Source organism: Ochrobactrum sp. SFR4 (genome assembly GCF_019730395.1).
GTDB lineage: Bacteria > Pseudomonadota > Alphaproteobacteria > Rhizobiales > Rhizobiaceae > Pseudochrobactrum.
Genome location: NZ_JAAPBB010001142.1, coordinates 1 through 247, shown reverse-complemented (window position 1 = coordinate 247; position 247 = coordinate 1). Strand labels below are relative to the sequence as shown.

Annotated in this window: 1 protein-coding gene; it reads right to left on the bottom strand. The window is 51.0% G+C overall.

The window, feature by feature from the left end; all coding sequences use genetic code 11:
• The coding region (locus HBA93_RS22615) for a hypothetical protein (RefSeq protein ID WP_221724730.1) at positions 1 to 213 on the bottom strand (213 nt) is incomplete at its 3' end.
• Positions 214 to 247 lie beyond the last annotated feature (34 nt).

Below are 247 nucleotides of genomic sequence, written 5' to 3'. Positions count from 1 at the left end.
GCTTAGCCCTAATTGGGCATTGGCACTAAAAAACGGGCCGTCAAGAAAGCTTTGATAAACGATCAGGCAGATTGGTGTCAGCACACACAGTGTCAGCACACCGATCACAAGACGCCGGAACAGCAATGCCTCACCGGGTGCTCGAAGTGTCCTCAGACGCCCTTGACTAGGTGCCTGATCAACTAATTTTTGGGTATAGGTATCCGCCGGCATGGGTTGTAACCTCCGGGAAACAAGCGATTTAGAA